Genomic DNA, 21,749 nt, shown 5'->3' with positions numbered 1-21,749 from the left:
GATTTATTCTAGTTTATCATCATTCCTCACGACTTCCGAAGAATTAAGCTCACTAAAAAGGAACGTTGTTGTGTCCAACACTCCCCTCTTCTCCTAGTTCATGATCATGTGATGGACACGATCGATTTCTTGAGGATCCACCTGAAGATAATAAATCCCATCAATCATCGCATCCCTACCGGTCATCTGATAATTGGAGATCTGCTGACTTGCTTGCCTGTAATGGAAAAACAGATCCCGAGCCCCACCCAAATCAATATCCGTCTTAACGTGATTTCCGAGCACGCTCATGAATTCATTCAATTTCGTCACAGAACCGATCTGATTCCCTTTTTCCAAAATCGCTTCAATGACCTGCCTTTGTCGTTCATTTCTTCCTGCATCCCCGTTCGGATCTTCGTATCGCATCCTTACATAACCGAGCGCTTGGGGTCCATCAAGCGTAATCTCCCCTTCTTTATAATGGTACCCCTCCGAATAATCCCCCTCATCGTACCAGTCCAGTGGATTATCAACCGTGATGCCGCCAACCGTGTCCACAAGCATCGCTAGCCCTTCCATGTTCACGCGAACATAGTGATCGAGATCGATGTCCAAGAAGCGTTCGACCGTTGAAACAGACATGTTCGTTCCGCCGAAGGCATACGCATGGTTTATTTTATCGAGCCTGCCCGCTTCTGGTTCATTCCCCTCCATAACGGTGCGTGTGTCTCTAGGGATACTGATGATTTTGGTTTCCTGCGTTCCGGGGTTCAATGAAAGAATCATCATCGAATCCGATCTCCCCCGGTCCCCCTCCCGTTCATCTACACCTAAGAGCAAGACATTCAAAGGATCTTTTTTCTCTATTTTCTCTTTCGTGACGCTAGAGTCGATGGCCTCAACCTTCTGATGCATGCTGACATTGAACGTTTCCTTCACACCGCTGTACCAATGATACGTATAGAAACCTCCAGCTAACACGACCGCTGTCAACAAACCGAGCACGACTTTCCATTTTCTGCTTCTCAACAAGCCAATCTCCTCCTTAAGAAAAATCAAACGTATGAATGCGTTAAAAAGAACAAAAAACGGCACACGAAGCTCTATATATCCCGTAAGAACCCTTTGAGAATATATTAAAAAAACGAATACACAGCTTGATTAAATCTTTATACAAGGAAAGTTTCAATAAGGAAAACAATCATCTCTTTCCATTATTGTACTTTATTAAGAACAAAAAGTGTAGTACAAATTGGAAAAAGAAGTTGTGTAGGTTTCTCAATTGTCAATTCGTGGCGCAAAGCGTAGAAACTCAGATAAAGATGAAAAGGTGGACTCGTTATGAACAGGAATTTGAGTAAAGGATGGATTTTTTCTTCGGCGCCTTAGGTGGCTTGTTGTACGGATATGACACAGCCGTGATTTCTGGGGCCTTGCTATTTATTGAAGATGACATCCCTCTCTCAAGTTTTCTTGAGGGATTCCTCGTCAGCTCCCTGCTTGTCGGAGCCATCGCAGGCGCTGGGATGAGCGGGTACGTTTCAGACCGATTCGGGCGCAGACGCGTCGTTTTCGTGATTGCCCCCATCTATATTATCGGCTCGCTCGTGCTTGTGCTCGCATTCGCACCGAACGTCGCCCTATTGGTTGTAGGACGCGTGATTCTTAGTCTCGGTGTAGGTGGCTCGACAGCCATCGTACCCGTATATTTATCCGATAGGGCACCGACCGAACAACGAGGGGCTTTGGCTTCTTTAAACCAACTGATGATCACCACCGGTATTGTGCTGGCCTACTTAATCAACTATGCCTTCACTCCCATCGAAGGCTGGCGGTGGATGCTCGGACTCGCCGCTGTACATGCGCTCGTCCTTATGGTCGGTGTTCTCTTCATACCAGAAAGTCCGAAATGGTTATTAAAGCAGAACCGTGCAAAAGAAGCCAGAAAAGTCTTGGCTCTGACGCGGGATGATCAAGAAATTGATGATGAAGTCGAGGAAATGAAGAAGATTGAAGCAGAGAGAGAAAGCACGTGGGATGTCCTGAAAGCGAAATGGGTACGCCCGATGCTGATTGTCGGGAGCGGAATTGCCGTTTTCAAGCAGTTTATCGGGATCAATTCCGTCATCTATTACGCCCTACCATTTTCACAAAAGCGGGACTTGACGATTCGGCTTCGATTCTAGGAACCGTCGGAATCGGGGTATTGAATGTACTGATGACCTTAGTGGCCATTGCTACGATCGATAAACTAGGCAGAAAGAAACTGCTGCTGATCGGGAATGCCGGCATGACCGGAAGCTTAGCCGCTCTTGCCGCGATTTTATTCTCGTTTGAACTGACGACCACCATCGCCTGGTTGACCGTCGTCTTTCTAGGACTATTCATCATGTTCTTCGCGGCGACATGGGGACCTGTCGTTTGGGTCGTGCTCCCTGAGCTGTTCCCAAATAAAGCCCGCGGCGCAGCGAACTTGATCGTATCACTGTTTTTCCAGATCTTATTAAGTGCGATCGGAACGGCTTGGGTATTCGTCATCTTTGCGATCATCGGTGTCTTCGCCTTCTTATTCGTTCTGAAGTATGTACCGGAAACGAAAGGCAGGAGTCTTGAGGATATTGAAAATGATTTGCGTGCGAATATGTAATATTTGAAAAGGGACAGGTACTCTAGACCAATCTAGAGTATCCGCCCCTCATTTTATACAAACATCCGAACCACTTGCTCCGAAACATGTCTGATATTCCCATAGGCATTTGTTTCCTCTAACGCTTCCTCAAGCGCACAAGGACCCGTTTGAACAGAAAACACAGCCCGTAGCGGGTCGTACCGCCCAGCGATATCCACCGCGCCAGCAAGTCCAACAGCCATTATTCCATATGACTCGGCCAGCTTAGCCACCGACATCGGAACCTTTCCGTGAGCCGACTGAGCATCCAAGCTCCCTTCACCCGTCAAGACAAGGTCAGCCGTGCGTATCGCGTCTTCCAGGCCGACTAAATCCGCCACAATCAAAAATCCTGACTCCATCCGAGCACCGAGCACACCAGCAAGCGCACCACCAAGTCCGCCAGCCGCTCCAGCACCCTCGACCTGCTGCAAGTCCACTCCCATTTGATCGAACACCACAGAAGCAAACTGCCTGAGTCCCTCATCAAGCCGGAGTACCTGCTCACCTGTCGCCCCCTTTTGTGGCCCATACACATAAGCCGCCCCATTTTCACCATAGAACGGATTCGTCACATCACATTCCACAAGTTCAGGAAGTACGTTCCGATCATCAATACGCGCAACCTCTCCTAAGGCATTCCGGTCGTTAGGCAGTTCCTCATTTTTCTCATTGAAAAGCCTGAAACCGAGCGCCTGCAGCATACCGGTTCCACCATCCGTCGTGGCACTCCCGCCAAGAGAAACGACCAGCTTCCGCACGCCGGCCTTTACGGCGTACTTCATCTGTTCCCCGAGCCCGAATGAGTTCAATACCGCCTGATCTCGCTCATGCTCAGGAACAAGCGCCAATCCTGTACTTCTCGCACACTCGATGACCGCCACTTCCCGCCCCTTATAGGTTAGCGTGACGAAGTTTGTGTCAACCGCATCGCCTGTCGGACTTTTCACGGTCACAGGAAAATGACGAGAGACCGATTTTTCAAGTGCATCAATTGTCCCCTCCCCGCCATCAGCCATAGGCATAAGCGTTACATTCACGTCAGGATTTGCTGCTCGTGCTCCTTCTGCCATCGCTTTTGCAACTTCCAAAGCAGAGAGTGAGCCTTTAAAAGAGTCTGGTGCCATTACGATGTTCATCCGATCACCTTCTTTGGATAGATTTCCCCATAAACAAGAACAAGCCTAAAAATTCCCGATGAACCGATGCGCACCCGTATAATTATCTACTTCATACCTTTGGACCACAGCTTCATGCACCAACTCAATGGTGTAAAGTAGACGATTCGATGTTTGCATCCCTGGTTCATTAAAGTTCTCCTCCACTATGTTCGTCACGTGTACAGAATCATAAGCCATCAGAGAGTACGAACGCTGTATAATCTCAACAGCTTCTTTCTTATTTAAGTTCAAACCACCTTTTTCCTGTCCATAAGGTACAAATGATTGAGAGGACAACTTCCACATCCCATCGATCTGTTTCAACGTATAGGTGTTGAATCCGCCAGATGTTGGTCCTCCCCCAAACGTAGCTGTTTCAATTGTGACTTCATCATAGTCATGTACAATCAGTTCGCTTAAGGTATCCCACTCATTATGATTATACAAAGAGACGTCACATTCATAACATAGATTCGGATAAGCACTCTCTAGTTTTTCAATATAATCAGTCGTCATATAGGAGGTTAAGCTTGATTCGATACGATTGAAATCTCTCTTCTCATGAAGGAGCGGATTGATGTCTTCATACACAATCTCCTCTATTTGATCCAGTCGTGATTGAACAAGGTTCTTTACCTGAGAGGGAGTAAGTTTTTGATCGATGAACTCAAAGGTATCGGTGTTTTCATTCAACCTCCATAACTTTGTGACAAAAGCATCTTGTTCAACATCATACGTTGTACTTTCATAGGTTCCATTACTTTGTGGAACTAGTGATTCTCCTCCTATAAATTGAAGGCTATCTCTTATGTTCCCCTCGGAAGTCTCGAAGACTGTCGGTGTTATTTTTCCTTTTTTCAAATAAAAGAAGTGACTGTCAGTATTATATTTCCCCTCATGAATCTCAAGCAACCCTCGATCAGGAGAGACTACATTCACGAAGTCAGAAACGTTTGATTGTGGAGATAAGCTCCAGTTCTTCTCTCCAAACAGGTCATCTACATAATAGGCATGCTGGTCGCCAGAACGGACTTTGAGCTGATACAAACTCAACGGGTCTCCTTCCTCCTCGATGACTTCAGGCAGCTCCCGATTTCTATGTAATAATGTAATTTCGTGATCTGTTCCTTGTTCGTCTATAAACCTTTCACTCTCTACCAATTGATAACGCTCGACAGCATCTTCTATAGTAAACGGCTTTTGGATCGTAGTCTGAAGCTGTTGTTTATTTTCGAAAGTCAATTGTTGATCCACGACTAACGTGTATTTTTCATCTACCTTATACAAACCCCATTCCTCCACAAACACAATGACCTGCTTACCATCTTTTAATGAGAATAACTCGATCGGTAACTCTTCACCTGATGATTCTTCCACATAAATGTATTGGTTCGCGGACTCCATAGAGACGGGTGTGTTAAACGTAACGGTCCACATTTTTTCCGGAACCACATTCTCTTCTTCCCATACTTTCTCGCCATCGATCTCCGCCGAGGAAGCTTGTCCACCGATGAAAAAAGCTGTAAATAAAACCACTAAAAATAATTGAACTTTGCATAATGTACGCATTACCATTTCCCCTTTAATTTACCGTGTATTTTTTTTCATATCGGAATCGACCCTCATGGTTGAAGAACTTTCTACAGGAAATGTAATATTCTTGATAATAAAGTTGCTATTTGTGATTTTCATAATAATCATTATTAGTCCAATGATGAAGTGAGGTAGAAACGATAAAAAGGAGACAAGTTCAATAGCCCAGAAAGAAACAGGACGGCAAATCCTATGACATAAAATAAAGAATAGATGAAGTATCGTGTGAAAGACGTCTATTAATACGACGAATAGAAAACTCGTTTTCTGAACATGTAGGAAATAAGAGCAAAAAAACGGACAGACTCTCTAGCGTCTACCCATCAAGAGCCTGCCCTATTTTTCTGCGATCCTTCTATCTCACATTCGAATCCCATGCCCTGTCTTCATCCATCATCCGTTTCGCTGCATAAATCAAAATGAACTGGATTAAGATGACTGGCAGTCCCATCAAGCCCGAAATCACCTCAAGTGGAGGAAGGCCGCCAATCCGCATCAATAGTAAAGCGAGTGTCGTGATGACACCGGCAATGACGATTCTTAACATCTTAGGTGGTTCATATTTACTCATATCTCGTGTGCTCGTGTAAGCGGCGACCGTGTAAGTCGTCGAGTCCAAGGTCGTCGTCAAGAATATCAAAGAAACGATGATGAAGATGACAATGGCCAATCCACCCCAAGGTAAGGTCTGTAAGATTTCTGGAATGGCTGACATACGCTCTTGTTCTTGAACGAGTTGCAAAATGCTTTGGTCACCCACCAAATAACGATGAACCCCTAATCCACCTAGAATGCCCGTTGCAATCCAAGACATGAACGTCGGAGCCAGGAAATAGGTGAGAATCATTTCTTTAATCGTTCTCCCACGTGATATTTTCGCAGCAAACACACTGTGAAGCATCGCCCATGTGGCACTGTAAGCGAACCAGAAGACGGTATTACTCTGCACATGTGACGCCTCTCCTTGATGAACAGAATCCGTGTTCAATGATAGATTGATATAGTTCGATAGTAAGAATGACACGCTATCGGAGAAGTAATTCAATATGAATACGCCTGGTCCTACGATGACGATGAACAGACCGAATAAAGCAGCCAGATACATATTAAAGGTACTCAGCCGTTTTATTCCTTTTTCCACACCTAAATAAGCACTTACCGAAAACATGAATACCCAGATGAGGGTCACGATGATCGTCATCGTGAAGTCGACTTCCACACCAATCAAAGCAGATAGATTATATGTGACAATCGGCGCACCAAGTCCAAGGGTTACAGCCGCCCCTGTCAAAATGCTCACTAAAAACAACAGGTCGAGAACCTTGCCTCCGATTCCATCTGTGAAGCGGTCGCCGAACAAGACGCGGCAAGCTTCTGAAATGCGCAGCAAAGGACGTTTCCTAACATGCAGAATATAGCCCATCGCCGGAGCAATCAGGACGAAAATCGCAAACACTTGAAAGCCCCATAAGAACATACTATAGGCATTCCCCCATAAGATGGCTTCCGCTGAGCCTGGTTCGACTCCAGCAGGCGGATCGTTCGCAACAGAGGTCCACTGCAACATGCCTGTGCGCATAATAGTGGACCCGATTCCCATGGCAATCAAAATCGAGGCATACTCAAATAAACTGAAGCGCGGCTTCTCACTAGGATCTCCGAGTACGACTTTTCCATATTTCGAAAAAGATAAATACAATCCAGCTACGACTAATAGAATGCCATACCATAAGTACCCCCAGCTGAAGACATCTACTATGTAATCAAAGATAGATTGAAGTAGTTTCAAAGACTCCTTTTCATAAAGAGCAAAAGGAATGCTGATGGCGATGACGATTAATAATGATGGCAGAAAAATTGAATAATCGATTGTTCTGTTCCGCTTCATGATACTCCTCCTTGGTGTCTGAAATTAAATTATGTTGGTATAGTAACCGGAATAAAACTGTCGTAAACTGGAATTTATCATTCACATTGATAAATCATTAGATCTTTTCGCTTATTTTATTACGCTAGCTCTTTAAATGACCTAAAAGTATACAACGTTTACAAAACATTTTTTTGAAGTTATATAATATTAAAGTATTAGATATTCTCTCACCATATTATGAAATAATATCCAATTAGACGTTTTATTCTGACAAATGCCACTTTTGTCAATTATTGTCGAACTCTGTATAATGGCGCTCATACTTAATTTGTATAAACTTAACATATAGGAGATGAAAGCATGCAACACACTAAGAAAATCGTACTTACCATGGTCCTTCTCTTGACTGCTTTTCTAGCAGCATGTTCTGGAGAAGACACGAACACATCATCATCCGATGACTCAGGTGATAGCAGTAGTCAAGCAAAACAAGAATTGACCTTAGTTGCAGGAGCAGAGATTCCGACAATGGACTCCTCTCTTAGTATTGATGAAATTGCCTCTCAATGGATGGGATCGACTAAAGACGGGCTATACCGTTTAGGTCCAGATGCCAAGCCCGAGCCCGGCATTGCGAAGTCTCACGAAGTCAGTGAAGACGGTCTTACATGGACATTCGATTTACGTGAAGATGCAACTTGGTCGAACGGTACATCGGTGACGGCGAACGACTTCGTTTTCGCATGGCAGCGTGCCGTTAACCCAGAAACCGGTTCTGAATACGGTCCATATATGATGAACGGCGTCATCAAGAACGCAACCGCCGTATCAAAAGGAGAAAAAGAACTGAGCACACTTGGAGTGAAAGCGGTCGACGATACGACGCTTGAGGTTACACTCGAGAAGCCGGTTCCGTACTTCCAATCGATGACCGCATTCCCAACGTTCCTTCCAATGAATGAAGCGTTCGTTACCGAGCAAGGCGACGATTATGCGTTGAGCGCGGACAGCCTTCTATCCAACGGTCCTTTTAAAATGACCGAATGGAATCAAGGAGAAGGATGGACGGTTGTAAAGAACGAAGATTATTGGGACGCGGACCAAGTGAAACTTGAAACGATCAACGTGAAAGTCGTGAAGGATACGGCAGCAGGCGTGAACCTTTACGAAACAGACACGATCGATCAAACGAACCTTACGGCTGAATTCGTAGACCAGTACAGAACATCTGATGACTTCAAACTGATGTCTGCACCTACGACATTCTTCCTGAAGATGAACGAAGAGAACGAAATTCTAGCGAATGAAAAAGCACGCAAAGCGATTCAACGAGTGATTGACCGTCAGAGTATGGTTGATGTCATCTTGAATGACGGTTCGAAAGCGGTCAGCGGAATCGTACCTGGTGATTTCGTATCTCACCCAGAGTCCGACGAAGATTTCCGTGAACTGAACAGTGAATTGATCACAACAGATAAAGAAAAAGCACAAGAGTTGTGGACCGAAGCGAAAGAAGAACTCGGCATGGAAACGGCTGAACTGCGACTGCTTGGTGGCGATACAGAAGTTTCTAAAAACATGGACGCTTACCTGAAAGCGCAACTTGAGGAACTAGAAGGACTGACGGTTCAACTGGAAAGCGTACCGTTCAAAGTCCGTCTGCAACGCGATCGCGATATGGATTACGACTTGCAGAACTACGGATGGGGACCAGACTACTTGGATGCGTATAGCTTCTTGAACTTGTGGGTTACAGACGGTGGAAACAATAAGACGGGATATTCAAGCGAGCAGTACGACAGCTTGATCGAGAAATCAGCTGATGAGCTTGCTTTGAAACCTGTCGAGCGTTTCGAAACGTTACTTGAAGCAGAGCAAACGCTGATCAAGGAAGACGCCGTTCTTGCACCACTTTACCAAGACGGAATCGCACAGCTTCGTAAGCCTTATGTGAAGAATGTTACGGCAAACCCAATGGGTGCACCGTACACGTATAAATACGCGTATATCGAGAAGTAAGATCGATTTTTCATGACAAAAAGACGCTTGAGCCTAGTGCTCAAGCGTCTTTTTCAGTGTGCCTGGGAAAGCTACTTTCGGTTCTTCCAAGTTGAGAAGAGACCGGTGGCGTGGAAACGACTCCCTTTCCGCAGGAGGCGGTGAGCTTCCTCGGATCGCTCTCGCGTCCTGCGGGATCTCACCCAAGCCTCAGAATCCTGCAGGAGTGTCGCCGTTTCCACGCCACCTCAACAAAGGAAGCCTGAACCTCTAGAGATTCAACTACACCGTGGAGCTCTACTGATGGCAGCCCAATACTTGGTGAGTTTCTGTTCCCGCTATTTGTAGCATAGTGGGGTGGAAAACGGGGAGACTCCCGCGGGAGAAGGACCTAGGCGAGACCCCACAGGGAGTGTCAACGACCGAGGAGGCTTGCCGGCTCCCCCGCAGGAAAGCGAGTCGTTTTCCATCCCACGGTATCCCTATAAAATCAAACACAACCTCTGCACAGACTTCTGCAGGCAACCTGAAAAGACGCTTGAGTCTAGTGCACAAGCGTCTTTTTATTAAAATATGTTTCTTAGTATCTCATTCTCATATCTTCCTCATAGGCTTCATGGGCTAAGCGGATATTCGATACCGCAAGCTGCGCATACGTCACTTCCTGATCCGGATAGAAACGGCCGTGATTATCCGTCAGTAATCCTAAAGAATCAGCGAGCGCAACATAACCTGTATTCTCTTCTTCTACTTTATCCAAGTCTTTGAAATCCAGCTGATAGATACCACTGAACTCAGCCGCTTTTTCCAGACCTAAAGCACGCACGTACCAAACTGCCAGCTGCTCTCTAGTCATAGGCTCGTCTGTGTCAAACGTATCTTTTTCCTCATCAAGAATTCCCATCGTAACAGAACGCTCGATCACTTGATATAAAGGATGATCGGGATCAATATTCTCAAAGGATTGACTAAGATTCTCTTGTCCCTCTGGATAATGTTGCTGATAGAAACGTGTGAGTGATTTCATGATGACTTCAATGGCTTCGCCTTTTGTAATCGATTGATCGGCATCAAAGGCCTCGGCATCTTCCACATCTAAGATATTCGCGCGGAGCAGATAATTCAACTCTTTCTCTGCCCATGGGTGAGATATCTTCCCATCATCTGTTTCATCATCAAACTGACTATCCCACTCCCCTGTATTCGCATTCAAAAAGCTGGAAGGATTGTCATTAATCGCAGGTGTGTAGACAAGATTATAATGATTTTCGTCAGACTGTCTATCCTGCATATACTGAAGGTCTATACTCAATTCACTTTTGATTGTTTCAAGCGCTTCCTCTTCAGAGAGAACCTCCTCTTTGGAAGGCCACTCTTCGATACTATGGTTTCTCACGTTCAGCTCTAACAATTCACCAGCACCAGATAATTGAACCGAAATATGGTCACCATTTACAAGGACACCATCCACGACTCTAGGGAAAGCAAAACGGTAGGTATCTCGCTCTTCGTCATATTGCACCCCATTTACCGGCATCGCATAATCATCAAGATAAGAAGGGGCATATTCCTTCAAATACTCGACTGCTTGATCACGAGCGGCTTCTTTCGAGATTTCTTCTTCATCCGCGTCCTCGCCTTGTTCTCGTAGAACATCACGCTGAATATCGCGATATTGAAGAATCGCCCCTGTATCACGGTCAAACTCTAAACCTGCCCCATGGCCACCATTTCTGTATTCATACATATAGTGAACGCTGATAATCTCTTTTCCAAGATGATTCTTGCGCTCCTCTATGCCTTGAATCCTCAACGTCATATTTTCAGAATCAATCGCAAGCAACTCTTTGGCCGTTGCTTCGGCATCTTCGACAGTAAAGTCAACTTGCCTCGGTTCCAACGCTTCTTCTGTGATCGGCGTTACCTCTTTGTTCTCAGGCAGCTCCTTCGTAAATCCATCCTGAGTGAGCCATTTACCTGTAACAGCGTCTATCCCTTGAACATCATTCAACGGTTGGTAAACAAGTTGCACTTGGCGATCGCCATTTTGCGGATCTGACCAAATCTGATACCTTAGATTGACGGATAAATTCTCTTTCAGCTTATCCAGCACTTTTTGTTCTGACAATACGTTCGTGACTTCATCGTAACTCGAAGATTCCTCACCATCTGAGTGGCGAGAGAATTGCACGATGTCCCCGTTTCCGAGCACTTCTACATGAATGCGCTGATCAGATACCGGAACATCATTCTTCAAGCGCACGAAGGAAAAAGAGTAACGAATCGGTTCTGTAAGCGTTTGGTTACTATAATAATAGTTTCGGCCTTCTTCTACTTTAAAATTAGTTTCGTTTAGCTTCTCATCCAAGAATGTCAGCGCTAATTCCTTCGCTTCCTCTTCGCTCACTTTTGCAGGAAATAGAGCCTCCGCTTCATTGGCAGGACTATAATAGAAATGTTCGATGTCCAAGTCTTCCCCGACGAACGCGATATTACCATGAACGTCTTTACCTCCAACTTGTTTGTGGAAGTTCAATTCGTGACGAATGATGTCCTCATCCGGATATCGATGACTGCCACTCATATGGAACTCAGAATCGCTCAGAAAGTCAAAACGTTCTGGAAAAACGTCTCTGAATTTCTTTAATAAATCATCTTTCGTCACCACTTTTTCAGCTGACAAAATCTCGATTTTCATTTGCTCTTCCTCTGGATTCTCATTTGTCGTCGCACTCACGGTCGGTGCTAGTACTCCGAACGAAAGAAGCGTCGACAAAGTCAAGACTCCTGTCCTATTTACTTTCTTCAAATTATGTACCCCCTATGAATTTGGTTCACTATTAGGGTACTACAATTTTCTCTAAAAGTGAAATATTGCCATAATTACCAAAATGGTATTTAGATAGAACTAGGACCCGGGACTGACCTTTAGAAAATGTAGACTTAGACAGGGTTTTAGACGAAAGTTTGGACAGATTATTAAGGGATTCGGATAGATTGATTACTTTTGGACGGATAGGTATTAAAGGTGGCATGTTTTTCTAGTAAAAAGATGGATGATAGAGGAATTCTAACAGACCTTATAGGTGGTTGGCATGAAACAAAAAGCATTATGCTTCTAACGACCCTCTAAAAACAAATAAGGCAGATTCGCAGGCTAAATGCCAACAAACCTGCCTCATATTTCTTACTGCTCGTTCACTTGTTCCGTAACCTTCGCTTTCTCGTCCAACGTGGATTGCTGCACTCCACCTCTGGACTGCATGAAGGCTAAGGAACATTCGTTGAACGCTTCCGTCTGATCAAGGTTCACCACATGACCGGCACCTGAGACGATGATCAACCGGGAGTTCGGTGTGTTCTGGATGTCTTTTGTGACATCGCGCTTGAACATGTGATCTCCTTCACCCATGACGTAGAGCTTCGGAACATGAGCGGCCGTTTTCGGAACGGGAGAGTAGGTGCCTCTTACGTTGTGAACGATATCATACCAACCCATGAACTCTTCCCGCTTCATTTGAGATGCTTCCTTGATGAACGCATTTCTAGATTCCCGGTGGTTTTCTCTCGGCATCAGGATTCTAGCAAACAACGAATACAACCACATGTGAGGCATGAAGTTTTTACATAACTTTCCCACCGTGAATAAGAATTTGGATGTTAGGTTCATCTTCGTGATCGCTCCCCCTAACACGGCACTCTCGACGCGCTCGGGAGCGATGGCAAGAATTTGATGAGTCAACACGGAGCCGAGTGAAATGCCGACAAAATGGGCTTTCTCTACTCCCACTTCATCTAGGACATCCAAAACATCTTGGGCCGCTCTATGAAAAGAAAAGTCGTCGACATCATGCACGCTCGGGGATTTCTTATGCCCACGCAAATGAAGCACGATGACATTGAAATGTTCTTTATAAGCTTTGATTTGAGGGAAAAAGATATTGGCACTCCCTCCGATACCATGAAGTAACACAACGTTTTCTTTAGCAGGATTATCACCAAGGACTTTGTATTCTAACAATGGCGCACCTCTTTCTAGCAATCTGGCAATATTCAACAGTAAAACTGAAATTTTTACATAAATCAAACAATCTCTAGCTAAAGATAACACAGACACTAGCATCTCGCCATCTTCAACTTTTACAATTCTCTGAACGATTTAGTTTGAATCGAACAAAAGACGGGAAAATGACCATATTATAGAAAAACTAAAATCCCTATAACGGAGGTTTCATAGTTGAAGGATGCGATCAGAAGCAATTCTACTCTCTGCACTTCTGAATACACAGCCCTGAAGCGTGTTGTCGTTGCTCCCCCTACGTATATGAGAATCGAAAGCATCATGAATCAAACCCAAAAGCAATTCAAAAATGAAAACATCGACCAAAAGCTAGCTATGCACCAACATACCGGCCTCACCGACACCCTACGAGACTATCATATAGAAGTCATTGAACTACCCGTCACTCCTAAACTCAATGAGCAGGTTTTTACGAGGGATATCGGGTTTACCATTGGAAGCGAACTTTTTGTAGCGACAATGAAAGAACCTCTTCGCAAATCAGAAACCCATCCTTTGATGAATTGGTGCGAGCAACAATCGATTCCCTATCACGAGTTGACGAGCGGCACGATAGAAGGCGGTGATGTCATTGTCGATGACTACACCATTTGGGTCGGAGAAAGTGGACGGACTTCTATTGAGGCAATTGAAGAATTGCGAGAGAGACTGCCTTCCTTTGAAATCCATCCGATTCAGCTGGAAGAAAACATTCTCCATTTAGATTGCGCCTTTAATCCAATTAGTGATCAGGCAGCACTTATCTATCCGCCCGCCTTTACCCCAAGAGATTTCACACGTCTTCAAGAACGGTTTGATTTCATTACCGTCACAGATGAAGAGTACTTCACCCTCGGCCCGAACGTCTTATCCATTGGAGATGGCACGATCATCAGCCTGAAGCAAAACGAGAGGTTGAATCATTTAATGGAAGAAAGAGGATTCAATGTGATTGGAATCGATTTCAGTGAAATCATCAAATCAGGTGGATCCTTCCGTTGTTGCACGTTACCGATTTATAGAGCATGAAGTGATGCTGACCGTTAATGGCAATGAGAACAAACTTTAAATCAGCTAATAACGCAAAGACCAAATCGTTCACGACGTTTTTATCAGTTAAGAAGAAGCAGAAAGGTTGATAGGAGCGCTATCACGTCACTTTTTGACATCAGATAATGCATAAAAGTGCTGTGATACACATCCTCTCCTCACTTTTCAAAATGAATAGACCTCAAAACCGACGTGATGAGCCTTCTCTCGACCATTTTAAGTGCTAGAGCACTTAGAAAAGGTGGTGAGGCAATCCCATCTAAGAATAAAAATCAAAGCCACGGAAACGACCAATCGTTTCCGTGGCTTTTTTTACAGTCAATCATTTCCACCTCAACCGAGTCCAGTGAGTATATTTTTGCAAAAACAGCATTGAAGAAGTTTGCACAACGAAAGCCCTTACATAACTGCATGAACGCTGATATAGTAAGAACCAAGATAATTATCACAACCAAACAAGTATAGTTTTGCAAATAATATAAGGAGGCCTCCTTATGACATTGGATAATCGAAGCATGCACCTTTTATCCATTCTTCAACAATCGCCCACCGCATTATCAATGAAACAGCTGGTGGAGCAAATGAATGTTTCACAGCGAAGCATTTATTATGACATGGAACGCATCAATGATTGGCTGGAAGGGAAGTCCCTGCAACCTATTCAGAATAAGCGTGGAAAAGGTTTCTATTTAGAAAGCGAGACGAAAGAAACGCTCAATCAACCTGCCACCCAAAAGAGGTGGACCTACCACTTTTCTTCAGAAGAGAGGCGGTTGCTCATCTCGACTGTACTTCTTCTTCAACCAGAGAATACATCCATGAATCATTGGATGGAACTCACAGGAGTCAGTCGCGGGACCGTCGCGAAAGATGTGAAGGCCATTAAACAGGACTTGAATGAAGCTGGACTTTATCTTCATTACAAGAAGAATGTCGGTTACCGGCTAGATGGTTCGGAGGAAACGAAAAGGAGATATTTATCGGACATTTTCACGACAGTACTCGCACAGTCCGAGTCAGAGAATATCCGGAATGAAATCCAGAAGATCGTTTGGAACCAGCAACAAGAGTCTCAGGCGGATGAGATGAATCGTGAAACGGTGAAACGTCTTCTTTACCAGACGGAGGAAGACATCGGGATGACGTTCACAGATGCCATGATGGAAGTACTGTCACTCCAAGTGGTCATTTTGTTAAGACGAATCAAGGAGAACCAGCTCGTATCTGTGAACCAGGAAGAAAAAGCGGTTCTTCACGAAACAGCCGCGTATCAAGGTGCGGTTCACTTATCTCAGCGCTTACAAGAGCATTTTGATGTGCAGATTCCGGAAGAAGAAACGTACTTCCTGACGATGGCTCTTCTCGGGTCGAAAGTGCACCACGATGAATTTCCTGAGCGTATGGAAGAAGAGCTTAAAGGCTTGAGACAAGTCATCCAGCGTATGATCCGCGACTTCCAGACCTACGCTTGCGTTGTTTTTGACCAAACAAAGGAACTCGAGAACAACTTGATGGCGCACTTGAAGCCGACGTACTATCGACTGAAATATGGAGTGAACCTTTCCAATGAATGGTCCAACCAAATTCAGGAGAAGTACAGTGAAATCTACCGGCTTACCGAGCGAACGATCTATCATCTCGAATATTATGTCGGTAAGAAGATTCCGGAAGAAGAAATCGCCTACATCGCCATACACTTCGGTGGCTGGCTGACGAGGGAAAAGAAACAAGTCGAAACGCAATACAAAGCGGTCATCGTCTGTGAGAACGGGATTGGAACATCCAACATGGTCAAGACGCAGCTCGAGAACATGATCATCGGGCTCGAGATCACCGATACGTTATCGATCAGGGAATTCCACCAGTTCACCGAACCCGTCGACGTCATTTTTTCAACCAATTATATAAAGCCGAAAGATACACCTGTCATTCATGTTCCGGTCATTATGAAGAACCAGGACAAAGAACACGTTCTGGAACAAATGAATGAGCTGTTCACGAATACAACGAGCGAGTTGACGAAACAAGAGCAGCTGATGTCGATCATCGACCAGCATGCCACGGTTCATAATAGAGCCGGTTTAAAAGAAGAACTCAGTCAATTTTTCGAACAAAAGACCTCATCAGTAAAGGAGCCTGATCAACCGATGCTTACGGAGTTGCTAGTCAAAGAAAACCTATTAGCAAAAGATCGAGTATCGAACTGGGAAGAAGCGATACGCATCGCCGCAGCCCCATTACTCGAACAACAATCCATCGAAAAATCTTATGTCGAAGCGATGATTGATACGGTTCACGAATTAGGGCCTTATATCGTCATTGCCCCGAGAATCGCGATCCCACACGCAAGACCGGAAGCCGGCGTCAACCGACTTTCCATGAGCTTGCTGCGGTTGAAAGAACCCGTGTGGTTTTCTGAAAAAGAGAAACACAAAGCGCAGCTCGTTTTCGTACTGGCAGCGATCGACAATCAAACTCATTTGAAAGCGTTATCTCAACTGACAGAAATTTTGTCGAATGAAGAAAATATTACAAAACTGATTGAAATGGAAACGAACGAAGAAGTGATGGAATTGATCCAAAGCCAAACCGTTCACCAAAACTAAGGAGGAATTTAAAATGAAAAAAGTATTAGTCGTATGTGGAAATGGTCTAGGAAGCAGCATGATCGTGGAGATGAACGTAAAAGCGATTTTGAAGGATATGGGGAAAGATGCTGAGGTTTCTCACACTGATTTAACGACAGCCAAAACGGAACAAGCTGATTTGTATCTAGGATCTGAAGATATCGTAGGATCTCTTGATGACGGCAGCCGTAATGTCGCTCAGCTTCAAAACTTGATGGATAAAAACGAATTGCGTGAAGCACTAGAACAACGCCTTTAATCGACAACAAGTTTTACAATAAGGAGGAATTCACATGATCGACTTAATCATGCAGGACATCTTAGGTACCCCGGCTATCCTAGTCGGTCTCTTCGCACTCATAGGTCTTATCGCCCAACGGAAAAACGTCGCGGATGTCATATCCGGTACGTTGAAAACCGTGATGGGGTTTGTCATCCTAGATGCCGGGGCAACGGTTCTTGTCCAATCACTTGGAAAATTCAGCAGCATGTTCGATGAAGCATTTGCTGTGCAGGGTGTCATCCCGAATAACGAGGCGATTGTCGCCCTTGCCCAGCAGTCCTTCGGTACCGAAACAGCGATGATCATGCTGTTCGGTATGGTCGCGAATATCATCTTCGCCCGCTTCACTCCATTCAAATATATCTTCTTGACAGGTCACCACACGATGTTCATGGCGTGCTTGATCGCCGTCATTTTGACAACAGGTGGATTGACAGGAGCGACGATGGTGATTGTCGGATCCATCATCCTAGGTTCTTTGATGGTGCTGTTCCCAGCCATCCTTCAACCGTTCACACGCAAAATCACAGGTTCAGATGATTTTGCCATCGGACACTTCGGATCTTTCGGCTACCTTGTTTCTTCTCTAGTAGGAAAAGCCGTTGGTAAAAAGTCTAAATCAACTGAAGAAATCGCCGTTCCTAAATCACTTGGGTTCTTGCGAGACACTTCCGTCTCTGTTTCCTTGACGATGGTGCTCCTCTTCTTCGTTGTCGCTTTATTCGCAGGTCCATCGTTCATTGAAACGGAACTAAGCGCGGGACAGAACTTCCTAGTCTTCGCCTTCATGCAAGGTCTGATTTTCGCAGCCGGGGTGTACATCATCCTTGCCGGTGTTCGTATGTTGCTTGGTGAAATCGTCCCAGCCTTCAAAGGTTTCGCGGACAAAGTCGTTCCAAACGCTAAGCCAGCCCTTGATGCACCAGCGATCTTCCCATTCGCAAGTAACGCGGTCATCATCGGATTCTTATGTAGCTTCGTCGCTGGACTGCTCAGCATGTTCTTACTTCCCCTATTCGGGTTGAAAGTCATCGTACCAGGCCTAGTTCCTCACTTCTTCACAGGAGCGGCAGCCGGTGTATTCGGTAACGCAACCGGCGGACGACGCGGTGCGGTATTCGGATCTATGGCCAACGGTGTCATGATCAGCTTCCTGCCTGCGATGTTGCTTCCGGTACTTGGTTCCCTCGGTTTCGAAGGTACTACGTTCGGTGATGCAGACTTCGGTATTGTCGGTATCGTACTCGGAAATGTCATCGGTCTTGTTCAATCGAACTTCTTAGCGGTTGCGATGATTCTTGTCATCCTTGCTATCCTGTTCGGAATTGTATGGAAGACACGAGGCAAAGAAGAGCCACAAGAAGATGCAGCTTAATCTCTATTACAAAGCCCAAACCTTTGATGGTTTGGGCTTTTTGCGTGGGGACGGTTCTCTTGTTTGGTTTTGGTGACCAAACAAGAGAACCGTCCCCAAATGAAATGCCCAGATGAAATGCCCAAATTATATGAAACCTCTCATGGGGGTAAACGTCTAATAATAGTGAGGAGGGAGAGTGTATGATCAAAATGAACATAATTCTTGCTCTCACGTTCGTTCTATCTTTGGTAGCAGGGTGTAGCCTTGGAACGGAAGATGCCGAAGTAATTGCAAGTGAGAAAACGTGGCCACCCAACTTCAATGAAGTGGCATTCAAGAGAGAGGAAACACCCTATTTTCGATTTTTAGTCGATAAAGCAATGGATCAATCAGAGTTTGAACAAATATGGAAATCATACGGATTTAAAGGAGAACGACCAACCGTTGACTTTGAACAGAACGGAGTTGTATTCATAGGCGTTCAAGAGTCAGGAAGTTGTCCTTACGAGATTCAGAACATTGACTTCGCATCAGCGAGCAAAACGATTAGCACTTCCTTGAAGAGTTCAGGCGGAACTTGCACATCAGATGCAACACCAAGAACTTTTGTGCTCGAAGTTGAAAAAGATAAACTACAAAAGGTGGAGAATGTCCTGATTGATCAAAGCCGCGTAGAAACCACCGTCCCTTTTGAAAAATAAAAAGTAGCTCCTTCGGTTCATTGCCGAAAGAGCTACTTCAGAAAGAAAAATCACTCATGAATCGTAATATCCGTAATCTTATAATTTCCATAAGCATCGGTCACTAAAGGGCAAAGAGACAGGTTCAACTGATTGAATTTCCAGTGATGGAACAAAAGAAAATCGTCCCATCCTATGCGGTAGAAGAGATCTATGTATCGAATGATGCAACATCAACACAGCCCTTTGCCATCGGGGATCGTTACAGTGATACACCCATCAATCAGGTCATCACATTCGAGGATCCTCTACCTGAGGAGTTCCACAGAAAACCGTTGAAATTAGAAAGGGAAGTGAGTGAAGACCAAGCGCTCGCTCGTGAACCTCACCCTGACCTGGTTCCGATAACGAATCAGGTGATTGAGCAAGCCGCTGTCGCAATCAACAGATTTATGCGGATGGAATACCCTGATGATTCTGGTTTGTGGATGTGGGATTCTTTGTATAGGGAGAATGGTCACTTGGTCGCTTTATTGAAAAAAGAGGATTGGTCCCTTTTCACGGGAAAGATGAAGTTGCTTCTTCAGTCTGACGGGCAGGACGTGGTGAATGCCATCGACTCCCAATGGATGATGGATATGATAAAGGAATTCAAACCAGCCCCAGCAGCAAAGATCACGATGCAGGAAGCGTACGAAAAGCTCAAAGATACACTGACTCTAACCCCTGTTTATGTTTATCGGCAACAAACCGGTCATTATCACCTGCACGGTAAACTCGATTCTGCCCACGCCGTTGATGCGCATACAGGAGAAGTCCTGCAACTGTCAGACTTGTAGATGGGTGTAGATGGGGACGGTTCTCGTGTTTGGTTATGGCAGACAAACACGAGAACCGTCCCTGCGCTAAATTCCCACTTCCTTCTCGCTCCAGTGCCATAGCTTTTCGGCAAGCTCCTGGTCTTGCGCTCGTTTCGAGTGGGGTTCGACTTTACGTTTGTAAAAATATTCACCGCTGATGGTAAGGTCTGGTGCTGTTGCAAGATAAACAGCCGTGTCCGCACCTTCTGCCGGCGTTAGGAAAAATGGACGCAGCATGGCATGAATCGTTTTGCCGAAGCCGCTTTCCCGGCTGACCCCGAGACTCGTACTGACCGCTCCAGGATGGACGCTGTTTGCCTTAACATTCGTCCCTTCAAGCCGTTCATCCAATTGAACTGTAAAGAGAATATTAGCAAGCTTTGATTGGGAATATCCTCTGATAACATTGAATCTCTTCTTCAAATGAGGATCCTCGAAATGAATCTTCCCAACTTTGTGAGCGCCTGAGGAAACGGTGACAATCCGACCATCTTTAGAACGCTTGATGGTATTAAGAAGCAAATTGGTCAGTAAGAAATGACCGAGATGATTGATGCCGAGCATCCCTTCGAATCCATCGGTCGTAGTGGTTCGCTTTGTCGTAACAACGCCCGCATTATTGATCAAGGCATCCAGTTTTAAAAATCGACGATTGAATCGATCAGCAAATTGACGAATACTCTCAAGTGAACCAAGGTCACACAGCATCAAATCCACATGATCGCGCCGGCTCTCCTGCTTCGCTTTTTGCAAGGCTTCTTCTCCCCGATGTTCGTTTCGGCAAAGCATCACGACGTGGTAATCTTTTTTTAACAACTCAACAGTAGTAGCTAGTCCCATGCCGGAGTTGGCACCGGTAACGAGAGCGGTTTTTCTTGTGCTTTGTTTTGGCATAGTATCCGCATCCATTCTTTGAGGTTTACACTAATTTTAATCAAGTCCAGCATAGAATTCTATTCATGGGATTTTTCAGGCAAAAAGGCAGACATCACATAATGCCTGCCTGTCTCGTTCTGTTAAGGATCAATAAGTTCGCCCTCACCTGAGTAGTATCGGTGGTTTGAATACGAATAGCTATCCTCATCAGTGTGGGGTAAATCCATCCACTGCACATCAGGTTGATTCACTTGGAAAGATTGCTCGAGTTCCTGATTATTGACGTCCACTTTCATATGGGAAACCCTGCTTTCTCCATTTTTCACAAATAAAAAACTTCGCTCGTTTACGCTTCTTAAGTTTGGCATAAAGGAGGCAAAATTTTCGTCTGATTCAACCATGATCAGCTTCCATTCATAATCACCATCGTCATTTTTCTTAAATTGAATATAAGATGGATCGCCATCTGCAAGGAAGCTCACGACTCGATCTTGATTCATGTCGTCGACCTGCAAAATTTCCACCGCGTAATCTTCATATCCTTCAATTGAATGGATGACTTCTACTATGCTTTCTTTGTTGTTCCCATATAATTCGGTACTCTTATTGGATTGAATTAAAAATCCGCCAACGAGAACAGACAGCAAGATTACAGGAATAACTACTTTATACATATAATCCTTCA

15 protein-coding genes and 1 pseudogene are annotated in these 21,749 nt (G+C 44.8%); 8 read left to right on the top strand and 8 right to left on the bottom strand.

Annotated elements, in window-relative coordinates:
- Positions 1–93 precede the first annotated feature (93 nt).
- Positions 94–1,014 carry an LCP family glycopolymer transferase gene (locus tag H0266_RS11110; protein WP_246363867.1) on the bottom strand — a complete coding sequence of 307 codons (921 nt, stop codon included), beginning with the start codon at positions 1,012–1,014 and terminating at the stop codon, positions 94–96.
- A gap of 332 nt (positions 1,015–1,346) precedes the next feature.
- Here H0266_RS11110 and H0266_RS11105 point away from each other — a divergent pair.
- Positions 1,347–2,629 (top strand): annotated as a pseudogene (locus H0266_RS11105) (sugar porter family MFS transporter).
- 53 nt (positions 2,630–2,682) lie between these two features.
- On the opposite strand, the gene H0266_RS11100 reads toward H0266_RS11105, so the two are convergent.
- The 3 genes from H0266_RS11100 to H0266_RS11090 form a co-directional block, all read right to left on the bottom strand.
- Complete coding sequence (locus H0266_RS11100; RefSeq protein WP_181472453.1) at positions 2,683–3,789, bottom strand: glycerate kinase family protein; 1,107 nt, start codon at positions 3,787–3,789, stop codon at positions 2,683–2,685.
- A 45-nt stretch (positions 3,790–3,834) separates the two neighbouring features.
- Positions 3,835–5,379: a hypothetical protein gene (locus H0266_RS11095; protein ID WP_181472452.1), complete on the bottom strand. Its 1,545-nt coding sequence runs from the start codon at positions 5,377–5,379 to the stop codon at positions 3,835–3,837.
- Positions 5,380–5,758: 379 nt separating this feature from the next.
- Positions 5,759–7,291 (bottom strand): BCCT family transporter, encoded by a 1,533-nt coding sequence (locus H0266_RS11090; protein ID WP_181472451.1) that lies wholly within the window; start codon positions 7,289–7,291, stop codon positions 5,759–5,761.
- A gap of 342 nt (positions 7,292–7,633) precedes the next feature.
- On the opposite strand from H0266_RS11090, the gene H0266_RS11085 reads away from it, so the two are divergent.
- A complete protein-coding gene (locus H0266_RS11085; RefSeq protein WP_181472450.1) occupies positions 7,634–9,292 on the top strand; it encodes a peptide ABC transporter substrate-binding protein in 1,659 nt (552 codons plus the stop codon).
- Positions 9,293–9,851: 559 nt separating this feature from the next.
- On the opposite strand, the gene H0266_RS11080 is transcribed toward H0266_RS11085, so the two are convergent.
- Together H0266_RS11080 and H0266_RS11075 are read right to left on the bottom strand one after the other, a co-directional pair.
- The gene (locus H0266_RS11080; RefSeq protein ID WP_181472449.1) at positions 9,852–12,080 is read right to left on the bottom strand and encodes a YcdB/YcdC domain-containing protein; all 2,229 of its coding nucleotides are present in this window, start codon (positions 12,078–12,080) and stop codon (positions 9,852–9,854) included.
- Between the two features lie 378 nt (positions 12,081–12,458).
- The gene (locus H0266_RS11075) at positions 12,459–13,292 is read right to left on the bottom strand and encodes an alpha/beta fold hydrolase (RefSeq protein WP_181472448.1); all 834 of its coding nucleotides are present in this window, start codon (positions 13,290–13,292) and stop codon (positions 12,459–12,461) included.
- Between the two features lie 216 nt (positions 13,293–13,508).
- Between H0266_RS11075 and H0266_RS11070 the strand changes: the two genes are divergently transcribed.
- The 6 genes from H0266_RS11070 (at position 13,509) to H0266_RS11045 (ending at position 20,167) form a co-directional block, all read left to right on the top strand.
- Positions 13,509–14,360, top strand: a complete 852-nt coding sequence (locus H0266_RS11070; RefSeq protein WP_246363865.1) for a dimethylarginine dimethylaminohydrolase family protein — start codon at positions 13,509–13,511, stop codon at positions 14,358–14,360.
- A gap of 515 nt (positions 14,361–14,875) precedes the next feature.
- Complete coding sequence (locus H0266_RS11065; RefSeq protein WP_181472447.1) at positions 14,876–16,987, top strand: BglG family transcription antiterminator; 2,112 nt, start codon at positions 14,876–14,878, stop codon at positions 16,985–16,987.
- A 13-nt stretch (positions 16,988–17,000) separates the two neighbouring features.
- Positions 17,001–17,267, top strand: a complete 267-nt coding sequence (locus H0266_RS11060; RefSeq protein ID WP_181472446.1) for a PTS sugar transporter subunit IIB — start codon at positions 17,001–17,003, stop codon at positions 17,265–17,267.
- A 34-nt stretch (positions 17,268–17,301) separates the two neighbouring features.
- On the top strand, positions 17,302–18,666 hold the full coding sequence (ulaA, locus tag H0266_RS11055; protein ID WP_181472445.1) for a PTS ascorbate transporter subunit IIC: 1,365 nt from the start codon (positions 17,302–17,304) through the stop codon (positions 18,664–18,666).
- Positions 18,667–18,848: 182 nt separating this feature from the next.
- Positions 18,849–19,349, top strand: a complete 501-nt coding sequence (locus H0266_RS11050; RefSeq protein ID WP_181472444.1) for a hypothetical protein — start codon at positions 18,849–18,851, stop codon at positions 19,347–19,349.
- A 146-nt stretch (positions 19,350–19,495) separates the two neighbouring features.
- On the top strand, positions 19,496–20,167 hold the full coding sequence (locus tag H0266_RS11045; RefSeq protein WP_181472443.1) for a hypothetical protein: 672 nt from the start codon (positions 19,496–19,498) through the stop codon (positions 20,165–20,167).
- Between the two features lie 66 nt (positions 20,168–20,233).
- Here the strand turns inward: H0266_RS11045 and H0266_RS11040 are convergent, their stop codons facing one another.
- Both H0266_RS11040 and H0266_RS11035 read right to left on the bottom strand, forming a co-directional pair.
- Positions 20,234–21,082, bottom strand: a complete 849-nt coding sequence (locus H0266_RS11040; RefSeq protein ID WP_181472442.1) for an SDR family oxidoreductase — start codon at positions 21,080–21,082, stop codon at positions 20,234–20,236.
- 122 nt (positions 21,083–21,204) lie between these two features.
- Positions 21,205–21,738, bottom strand: a complete 534-nt coding sequence (locus tag H0266_RS11035; protein WP_181472441.1) for a hypothetical protein — start codon at positions 21,736–21,738, stop codon at positions 21,205–21,207.
- Positions 21,739–21,749 lie beyond the last annotated feature (11 nt).

Source organism: Halobacillus locisalis, assembly GCF_013694105.1.
Classification (GTDB): domain Bacteria; phylum Bacillota; class Bacilli; order Bacillales; family Halobacillaceae; genus Halobacillus; species Halobacillus locisalis.
Note: the sequence above shows the minus strand (reverse complement) of the source record. Positions and strands in the feature narration are given on the sequence as shown.